At 42.6% G+C, this 9,442-nt stretch carries 9 protein-coding genes and 1 tRNA gene; 5 read left to right on the top strand and 5 right to left on the bottom strand.

What is annotated here, in order from left to right:
- The first annotated feature begins 15 nt into the window (after positions 1 to 15).
- A complete protein-coding gene (locus AC2VE5_RS15030; RefSeq protein ID WP_486888549.1) occupies positions 16 to 246 on the top strand; it encodes a hypothetical protein in 231 nt (76 codons plus the stop codon).
- 92 nt (positions 247 to 338) lie between these two features.
- Here the strand turns inward: AC2VE5_RS15030 and AC2VE5_RS15025 are convergent, their stop codons facing one another.
- The 3 genes from AC2VE5_RS15025 to petB all read right to left on the bottom strand — a co-directional run bounded on the left by AC2VE5_RS15025 (position 339) and on the right by petB (position 2,183).
- On the bottom strand, positions 339 to 767 hold the full coding sequence (locus AC2VE5_RS15025) for an ATP-binding protein (protein ID WP_486888548.1): 429 nt from the start codon (positions 765 to 767) through the stop codon (positions 339 to 341).
- A 218-nt stretch (positions 768 to 985) separates the two neighbouring features.
- The gene (gene petD, locus AC2VE5_RS15020; protein WP_486888547.1) at positions 986 to 1,468 is read right to left on the bottom strand and encodes a cytochrome b6-f complex subunit IV; all 483 of its coding nucleotides are present in this window, start codon (positions 1,466 to 1,468) and stop codon (positions 986 to 988) included.
- A 67-nt stretch (positions 1,469 to 1,535) separates the two neighbouring features.
- A complete protein-coding gene (petB, locus tag AC2VE5_RS15015; protein ID WP_486888546.1) occupies positions 1,536 to 2,183 on the bottom strand; it encodes a cytochrome b6 in 648 nt (215 codons plus the stop codon).
- 299 nt (positions 2,184 to 2,482) lie between these two features.
- Between petB and ctpA the strand changes: the two genes are divergently transcribed.
- Entirely contained in the window at positions 2,483 to 3,727 is a 1,245-nt protein-coding gene (ctpA, locus tag AC2VE5_RS15010; protein ID WP_486888545.1) for a carboxyl-terminal processing protease CtpA, read from the top strand.
- Positions 3,728 to 3,729: 2 nt separating this feature from the next.
- Here ctpA and AC2VE5_RS15005 read toward each other — a convergent pair whose 3' ends face one another.
- The gene (locus tag AC2VE5_RS15005; protein ID WP_486888544.1) at positions 3,730 to 4,455 is read right to left on the bottom strand and encodes an MBL fold metallo-hydrolase; all 726 of its coding nucleotides are present in this window, start codon (positions 4,453 to 4,455) and stop codon (positions 3,730 to 3,732) included.
- 108 nt (positions 4,456 to 4,563) lie between these two features.
- Between AC2VE5_RS15005 and AC2VE5_RS15000 the strand changes: the two genes are divergently transcribed.
- The 3 genes from AC2VE5_RS15000 (at position 4,564) to AC2VE5_RS14990 (ending at position 7,672) form a co-directional block, all read left to right on the top strand.
- The gene (locus AC2VE5_RS15000) at positions 4,564 to 6,051 is read left to right on the top strand and encodes a site-2 protease family protein (protein ID WP_486888543.1); all 1,488 of its coding nucleotides are present in this window, start codon (positions 4,564 to 4,566) and stop codon (positions 6,049 to 6,051) included.
- 34 nt (positions 6,052 to 6,085) lie between these two features.
- Positions 6,086 to 7,450: an FADH(2)-oxidizing methylenetetrahydrofolate--tRNA-(uracil(54)-C(5))-methyltransferase TrmFO gene (gene trmFO / locus AC2VE5_RS14995; protein ID WP_486888542.1), complete on the top strand. Its 1,365-nt coding sequence runs from the start codon at positions 6,086 to 6,088 to the stop codon at positions 7,448 to 7,450.
- Between the two features lie 149 nt (positions 7,451 to 7,599).
- Positions 7,600 to 7,672 (top strand) — tRNA-Arg (locus AC2VE5_RS14990).
- Between the two features lie 145 nt (positions 7,673 to 7,817).
- Here AC2VE5_RS14990 and kaiC read toward each other — a convergent pair.
- Positions 7,818 to 9,371 carry a circadian clock protein KaiC gene (gene kaiC, locus AC2VE5_RS14985; protein ID WP_486888541.1) on the bottom strand — a complete coding sequence of 518 codons (1,554 nt, stop codon included), beginning with the start codon at positions 9,369 to 9,371 and terminating at the stop codon, positions 7,818 to 7,820.
- Positions 9,372 to 9,442: the final 71 nt, after the last annotated feature.

Raw genomic sequence — 9,442 nt, 5'->3', positions numbered from 1 at the left:
TCATAAATATTGTTCGTGGTAGAATCAATAGATATAGATTTGGTAACTCCTTTTGAGTCGTTACCCGCCTTATATCCCGACGCTCATCGAAGCGATAGAGCGCGGGACTTACGGCGAACAGTTAAAGCCGGAATTGCGATCGCCAATTTAGAAATCTTACCCGAATTATACCCAGGGATGGATATAAATTTTGCGCGTAGTGGCGATCGTAAAATAGTAGAGATTAAAGATAACAAGTATGGGTAACGGGTGCAAGTCTCGACCCTTTAGAGGATGGTTATCCTCATCCCATAACTGTAACTTTGCGGTAAATTTACCCATTGCCTGCAATTTAATGTTTAGTTTAAAGTCCCATATTTAACAATCAACAAGCAATTTCTGTCATCAGTATCGCGCTCGTATACAACTCTATCTGCCAAACGCCGGAGCAAAAACCAACCATAACCACCTTCTTGAAGCGTACCGGGTTTTGGTTCAGTTAATACATCAGGATTAAAGGGTTTGCCTTTGTCCCAGATTCTAATCTCAAATCTATCAGCCCAGAGACTCAAATCAATATCTATAGTTGTATCTGGCGGTAAAGATTGATGAGCGTGGCGTACAGCGTTTGTAAACCCTTCTGCTAAAGCTAAATTGAGGCGATAAAGCTCTCGATCTGACCACAATAATTGAGATAGATGTTGCAAACAAAATTGCTCAAACCATTGTTGAACTTGGTTGAGAAACTCAAGATTGCTATACACCGTCAAATGGTCTTGCTTTAACATACCCTAGCGCGACCGCAGTTCACTTAAAAAAAAGCAATAAATAGCCAAAAGCCTAAAGAAGAAGTTTTTTCTACTTTTAGTTTACAAAACAAACACTACCTGCAATCGTAGGCGATCGCGTTATTAAAATTGACACCTGTAGGAGTTTCTTCTCAGCATAACGCCAGTTCAGAAACTACAGGTGTCAAAGTACGATTTTTTTGTGTAGCTAGATTACTTTAGAATAGCCCTAGAGTAAAGGATTTATCAATGGGGTAAGTAGCACCAATACCTAGCCACAAGGTAATCAACGTGCCAATCATGAACACTGTTGTTGCCACAGGACGACGGAAAGGGTTTTGAAATTTGTTGACGTTCTCAATAAAGGGAACAGCAATTAACCCGATTGGTACTGAAGCCATCGCTAATACTCCCAGCAACTTGCTAGGAACGGAGCGAAGAATCTGAAACACTGGATACAAATACCACTCAGGCAAAATTTCCAATGGCGTTGCAAAGGGATTAGCCGCTTCGCCAGTCATAACAGGGTCTAAAACCGACAAGGCAACAATACAAGCGCCCGTTCCCAGAATTACAACAGGGAACATATACAACAAGTCATTGGGCCAAGCAGGTTCGCCATAGTAGTTATGACCCATGCCTTGAGCAAGTTTTTCGCGTAACTTTGGATCGCTAAGATCCGGTTTTTTGAGAGTTCCCATCAGTAAAGTGTTCTCCTTTTAGAGTTGATAAAAGCGCTTAGCTATTGCTAAGGGCTAATAGCTTAATTTACAAAGGTCCAGAAATGCCTTGCTTGCGAATCATCAAAAAGTGCAGCAACATGAAAACAGCAATCAACCAAGGCAATACAAAGGTATGAGCGCTATAGTACCGAGTTAATGTTGCTTGACCTACACTTGAACCGCCCCGCAAGAGGTCAGCCATGAGCGTACCAACGACAGGAATAGCCTCTGGTACACCACTTACAATTTTTACAGCCCAGTATCCGACTTGATCCCAAGGTAAGGAGTAGCCAGTTACACCAAACGAAACGGTAATAACTGCCAAAATTACACCTGTTACCCAGGTTAATTCGCGGGGCTTTTTGAAGCCACCAGTGAGGTAAACCCGGAAAGTGTGCAAAATCATCATCAACACCATCATGCTTGCAGACCAGCGATGGACAGAACGAATGAGCCAACCGAAGTTCACATCGTTCATTAAATACTGTACGGAAGTGTAAGCTTCAGCAACCGTTGGTCTGTAATAAAACGTCATGGCGAATCCAGTGGCAAACTGGATCAAAAAGCAAGTTAAAGTAATCCCGCCAAAGCAGTAAAAAATGTTGACGTGGGGGGGTACATACTTGTTGGTTACATCTTCAGCAAGCGCCTGAATTTCTAAGCGCTCCTCAAACCAGTCGTAAACGTTTGCCATACTTGTAGTAAAGTTCTTGAGAATAGATTACAGTTTTTAAACTCTCAAAACTAAAATTAGTTATAAGAGTCAATTTTCTAAGGTTTGCACAAGTTCTAGGCATCTAGCACTTTATTTATTGTTGCTCAACGCAGTAGTTTTTGGTTTGCGACAGCTTGTTGCTTTCCTTGAGGGTTGGCAGTTAACTGAGTTTTTCTGCATTAGTTCTATAAAAAAAGTAACATAATCGAGAGGATGATTTCATAATTTTGGCTGCCAATTATGGCGAAGTCTGGGGGAGATTGAGGGAAAATAGTTAAATGAGTGTAAATTACAAACAAATTTTCAAAGTCGGAATCTTTCTCATATTGTCTTTCTCGATCGCCTGGAGCAGTTGGATATCCCCCGCCGCCGCGCTGACCAAAGAACAAAAGTTAGTCTCGGAGGCATGGAGAATTGTTAATCGTACATACTTAGATGATACTTTTAACCACCAAAATTGGGCATCGGTGCGGCAAAAAGTCTTAAAACAGCCGTTAAATGATGAAGAATCAGCGTTTAATGCCGTGCAAAAGATGATTGCTACTCTTGACGACCCCTTTACACGGTTTTTGCGCCCAGAACAGTATCGGAGCTTGCAGGTAAATACGTCAGGAGAGTTGACTGGAGTAGGTTTGCAAATTGCGTTGGATGTAAAAACTGGAGTTTTGGAGGTAGTCGCACCAATAGCTGGCTCTCCCGCCGATAAAGCCGGGATTCGCCCGCGCGATCGCATTACCAAAATTGATAGCACTCCAACTACCGATATTACCCTAGACGAAGCGGCAGCAAGAATGCGGGGACAAATTGGCTCTCACGTGTACTTGACTATTGAGCGCGAAGGCGAAGCAACTACAGAAATCGATCTAACGCGCGATCGCATTGCTCTAAACCCGGTGGTTACGCAGTTGCGTTATTCTCCCCAAAACATTCCCATTGGTTATATCCGCCTAACTCAATTTAATGCCAATGCTACAACTGAACTTGCTCATGCAATTGAGAGTTTGGAAAAGCAAGGGGCAAATGCTTATATTCTAGATTTACGCAACAATCCCGGCGGTTTATTGCAATCGGGAATTGAAATTGCGCGGTTGTGGTTGGATAAAGGCACGGTGGTCTACACTGTAAACCGTCAAGGGATTCAAGGCAGCTTTGAAGCTTACGGTTCGGCGTTGACTCGCGATCCATTGGTAGTTTTGGTCAATCAAGGTACAGCTAGTGCTAGTGAAATTTTAGCCGGAGCGCTGCAAGACAACGGGCGGGCGACTTTAGTCGGAGAAACTACTTTTGGTAAAGGCTTAATTCAGTCTTTATTTGATTTATCTGATGGTGCGGGAATAGCGGTGACGGTAGCTAAATACGAAACCCCCAATCATCGAGATATTAATAAGCTTGGCATCGCCCCCGATCGCCTAGTTAAACTTGAACCTCTTACCCGCGAACAAATTGGTACAGAGGCAGATATCCAGTATCAAGCCGCCGTAGAGTTGTTGACAACCAACTTAGAAGTAGCAAAAGCAGCTTAAAACTACAAAATAATTGGCGAATTCTTTAATGTGTTTAAGTCTAACGCCGCTAATTGCGGGTAAGCGTTAGCGATCGCCTTTTTCCCTCTAAGAAACCCTATATTTGCGCCGGGACAAATATAGGTCAAGGTTTCGAGATTAAAAGTTTCCCGCAGTAATTGCACGCTGTTAATTTGCCAATACCACTGAAAAGTTTTAGAAGTTCTTAACGGTACGGGTTCCCCTTGTTTATTTGGCAGTAAGTGCCGTCCCGTAAACAAAATTCCGCCATTGTGAGGATAATAAAAGCAGGAGGAGCCAGGAGAATGCCCCGGTGTCCAGATTGCTCTCTGGTCGCTTTTGAGAGTAATTTCTTGCCTAAAAGTCGTTACTTTCACTTTCGGCAATAAGTAAGCTTCTTGCTCTTGAATTAAAACTTCACAATTAAAAGTGTTTTGAATCTCGCGTACCTTGCCAATTGCGCCCCGATGAGTGATAAATAGACTTTTTACCCCGCCGTGCGAAGTCAAAAACTCAAACGTTATCTCATTGATTGCCGGACAATCAAGCAAGATATTACCTTCTTTTTCTACAATAAGATAAGCAGTTCCTCCTAAAGTGTCAGAGTTGGGTGAAAAAGCACAAATATTGTCGAATACAGATTGCGGTTGCTTGGGAGGATGGCTCGCGGGAATTGGTAAAGAATTAGTTGTATTAGTACCAATGGGAAGGGAAGAATCTGAGTACACTGCTACCGTTGTTAGAAAGCTTTGGTTTTTTGATTATGAATGCAGTTTGTCAGAAATTTTAAATAAGTTTGGCATTCTCAAATCCTAATTAAACTTTATTTTAATAGCATGATAATTGACTGGATTATTCTTTTATTGATGGCACTATTTACTTATTTTATAGTGCGCCGGAGCGTAGCTGGCGTTACTACAACACCTGTTTGGCTGTTGTGGCTAGTGTTGATGATACCTCCTTTTGTTTGGAGTATGTGGGTACTAATTTATGGTGCAAAGCAACTCCCGCCGATAGAACTATTGATAGGCATGAGTATACTAAGCATATTTTTCTATCTAAAACTGCACCAAAGAGGACGAAAAAACTTAACCCCTAGCCAAAATGAATCAGCGCAGGCGGTAGAATCACAACCGCCAGTAAAGGAAGTTGCCCCACCGCCTGCGCCAGTACGCCCCATTGATAAAACCGAAGAAACTAAGCTAAGAAATTGTTTTCCTTGGTCTATTTTTTATGTAAATAATATTGAGTATCGACCCCAAGCAATCATTTGTCGGGGACAATTGCGAGAAAAGTCTCCATCCCAAGCTTACGATCGCATCAAAGAAAACGTCCGCTCGGAGTTTGGCGATCGCTTTTTGGTATTGTTTCAAGAAGACAGTACCGGAAAGCCGTTCTTTGCCTTAGTTCCCAATACTCAAACGGCGAACAAAAGCCGCAATACTAAAGTAACTCGTCCTGGTCTAGCTCTGGGACTACTAATTGCTACTATTTACACTACAACCTTAGTCGGCGTAGAAATTGCCAATGCAAATAATGTTGCCCTATTAAGATCCGACCCTGGGGTACTTTTAAGCGGATTACCTTATGCGGCTTCTTTGATGACTATATTGGGGATTCACGAACTAGGGCATTACCTAACGGCAAAATACTACAAAATTCGGGCAACCCTGCCGTACTTTATTCCATTTCCGGCATTTTTGGGAACCTTTGGCGCATTTATTCAAATGCGTAGCCCCATACCCAACCGCAAAGCATTATTTGACGTGAGTATTGCTGGTCCCTTGGCAGGTTTTGTCGTCACCTTACCCGTATTAATTTGGGGTTTAGCTCATTCGGAGGTGGTATCGTTGCCAGAAAACGCCGAACAATTATTGAATCCCAACGCTTTAGATCCCAACTATTCCTTGTTATTGGCACTGCTAAGTAAATTGACCTTGGGTATCCAACTAAGTGCCAATAGCGGGCTAGACTTGCACCCTGTAGCCGTAGCTGGGTTATTGGGATTAATCGCTACAGCCTTGAATTTGATTCCTGTAGGACAACTTGATGGCGGTCATATTATCCATGCGATGTTCGGACAACGCAACGGGATTGCCATCGGGCAAATTTCCCGTTTTTTATTACTAGGGTTGTCCTTGCTTCAACCAGGTTTTCGGTTATGGGCAATTATCTTATTTTTTATGCCCGTTGCTGACGAACCAGCTTTAAATGATATTAGCGAACTAGATAATAAACGCGATATTTTGGGCTTATTCGCCATAGCATTGCTAGTAATTATTATCTTGCCGATGCCCGGAGCGATCGCTCAATTATTGAATTAGCAAAAAAATCCACTTTTAAAATCACAGGTTATTGATGGTACAACCAATTCATGTTATCGGCGGCGGCATAGCTGGAACAGAAGCCGCGTGGCAAATTGCGGCGGCGGGCATACCAGTAATATTGCATGAAATGCGCCCCCACCGAGTCAGCCCAGCCCACCACTCTCAGGAATTGGCAGAACTCGTATGTAGTAATTCCTTTGGGGCGCAATCGAGCGATCGCGCGGCGGGTTTATTGCACGCTGAGTTGCGTCAGCTTAATTCAATAATTATCTCCAAAGCTGACGAACACTGTGTACCCGCCGGGGGCGCTTTAGCGGTAGATCGAGGTAAATTTAGCCACGACTTAACTACAACTGTTGCCCAGCATCCAATGATTGAACTGCGGCGAGGCGAAGTTGAGCAAATCCCTCCAGGTATTGTCGTATTAGCAACAGGTCCCTTGACTAGCCCTCAACTTGCCGAAGATTTACAACGATTTACGGGGATGGAATACCTCAGTTTTTTTGATGCAGCAAGTCCCATTGTTGTCGGGGAATCTATCAACCGCGATATTGCTTTTCTAGCCTCTCGTTACGACAAAGGCGATGCTGACTATCTCAATTGTCCAATGAGTCGGGAACAGTATTTGCACTTTCGCCAAGAATTATGTAGCGCCGAACAAGCAGAACTAAAAGATTTTGAACGCGAGACGGCTAAGTTTTTTGAAGCTTGTTTGCCTATTGAGGAATTAGCGCAGCGCGGTGAAGATACGATGCGTTATGGTCCCTTAAAGCCTGTCGGTTTATTTGATGCCCGTAAAGGGGATTTTCGCGCTCCCGAAAATAAATCCCAGCGTCCCTACGCGGTAGTGCAACTGCGCCAAGAAGACAAAGCAGGGCAGTTGTGGAACATGGTAGGATTTCAGACAAATTTACGGTGGGGCGAACAAAAACGCTTATTTCAAATGATTCCTGGCTTGGAAAATGCGGAGTTTGTGCGTTTGGGAGTAATGCACCGCAATACATTTATCAACGCGCCGCAGTTATTGCAACCGAGCTTGCAATTTAAGCACCATGCTACAGTTTTAGCTGCTGGACAAATAATTGGAACCGAGGGCTATACTGCTGCCTCCGCCGGAGGATGGTTGGCGGGAACCAATGCTGCACGTTTGGCTTTGGGTAAGCCGCCCTTGACGTTGCCCCCAACAACAATGATGGGGGCGCTGTTTGAATTTATTAGTTCTGCTTCCCCCAAACACTTCCAACCAATGCCGCCCAATTTTGGCATTTTACCAGAGCTACCGCAAAAAATTAAGAGCAAACAAGAACGATATGCTGCCTATCGCGATCGCGCTTTAGCTGATTTGGCTACTTGGCAAGCCGAGCTATCTTTAAGATTAACAAGTGTGGGAGTGTAGCTGCTTAACTTTTATTAGCATCTCAATCTATGCTGAAAAATTTAACGGGCGATCGTGGTAGATTTCAAGATTGAGCATCGTCAGCTATCTGCTTAGTCTATTAAGTTTTGCATTAGCTGGCGATCGCTGCTACAATTGATTGAGCGTGTGGGTATGTAGCTCAGTGGATAGAGCATCAGATTCCGGTTCTGAGGGTCGGGGGTTCGAATCCCTCCATACTCGTTAAATAAAAAGCCTTGAAACAATTTTGCTTCAAGGCTTTTGTTCCTTTAGATTAAAAAATTTAGGTCTAAACCCGATCGAGAGATTAAAGATTTTAAAGTAATAACTGGGGTAAAACATCATACATTACCCGATTTAACTAATTTTAGCCTTCACTATCTTTAAAGCTTTGTACTATCCGCGACAACTCGCTTTTTTCATCTACAGTAATTCGACTTGGGGAACCGCTAATAATCCGTTCGTAGTTGCGGAATGAATCAGTAATTTGAGGACCTGCGGCGCTAATTGTATACTCACGGATGCCTTTATCGTGCCAAGAACCGCGCATTTTGAATACATTTATTGCTCGTGACATTTCGCCGCGAATTTCTACGTATTGCAGCATCAAAATTGTGTCGGTAATTGTAGAAATATGAGAATCAGTAATTGAATTTGACCCCATAAATTGCTCGGATGTATTGGTAAAAAATCCGGTAATTTCTTCTTGTTTGGCGTAACCTGTTAACCCAATCACAAATTGACGAAAGGCGTTGTTACTAACTCCCCGCGCCAAAGCTGAAAGCGAATCTATAGCAATTCTAGAGGGTTTGAACTCAGCAATTTCTGACTTAATAATTTGCAAATGCTCTTCTAACCCTGTTGATTCGGGATAAGCACAAATAATTTTTAGCAACCCTTTGCGTTCGAGTTCTTCAAAATCTATTCCCCAAGAATAAGCATTCCGCGATAATTGAGCGCGGGATTCTTCGTAAGCAAAGGCTAAAGCGCGATCGCCATTTTTGCAAGCATTTTCCAAAAACTTGCTTACGAGCAGAGTTTTACCTGTTCCGGTAGCACCAGTCGCTAAAATAATTGAGTCTTTAAAAAACCCACCACCGCACATTTTATCTAAAGTATCTACTCCCGAAGATACTCTGATATTGGATGACCTTTGAGTTAATTGCATTGCTCCTAAGGGAAAAATATTAAATCCTTCATTACTAATCGTCAAAGGATACTCGCCTTTCATGTGCGTAGAACCGCGCAACTTCAAAATTTCAATAGTCCGGCGGCGACGTTCTCCTTCTAAAACATTACGCACAATAGTTACATTGTCCGATACAAATTCTTCAACTCCAAACCGCGCTACAGGTCCGTATTCTTCAGTGCGTTCGGTAGTCATGATTGTTGTAACGCCGATTTGTTTTAACCGCGCTACCAACCGAAAAATCTCCCGCCGGACTATTGATGATGCTTCGTATTGCTGAAATAATGCCGTAATTGAGTCGATAGAAACTCGTTTGGCTTTGTATTTAGCGATCGCGTATTGCAGTCTTTCTATTAAGGCTGAAAGATCGAAGTCTCCTATAACTTCTTGACCTTCGGGATCTGGAGAAGCATCTAATATAAATAGCTTGCCGTCATCAATAGTTTTTTGTAAATCCCAACCTAAACCCCAAGTATTTTTAATAATATCTTGAGGAGTTTCTTCAAAGGTTACAAATACGCCTGGCTCATTAAAATAAATTATCCCATTATAAAGAAACTGTAAGGAAAACAAAGTCTTACCTGTGCCAGAAGTCCCGCTAACCAACGTAGTTCTTCCCACGGGTAAACCGCCCTGACTTATATCATCAAATCCCTCGATCATTGTCCGCAGTTTTTGGACACCTTTACTGTTAAAAACTTGAGAGTTGATGGCTTGATTATTATCGTTCATTTTTATTAAAATCAAATTTATTAAAGTTGATAATTAGTAGGAGAAACTCAGCTAGTTTCTCCTACCTATTT

It is taken from the genome of Aliterella sp. E5.1 (genome assembly GCF_057473825.1).
Note: the sequence above shows the minus strand (reverse complement) of the source record. Positions and strands in the feature narration are given on the sequence as shown.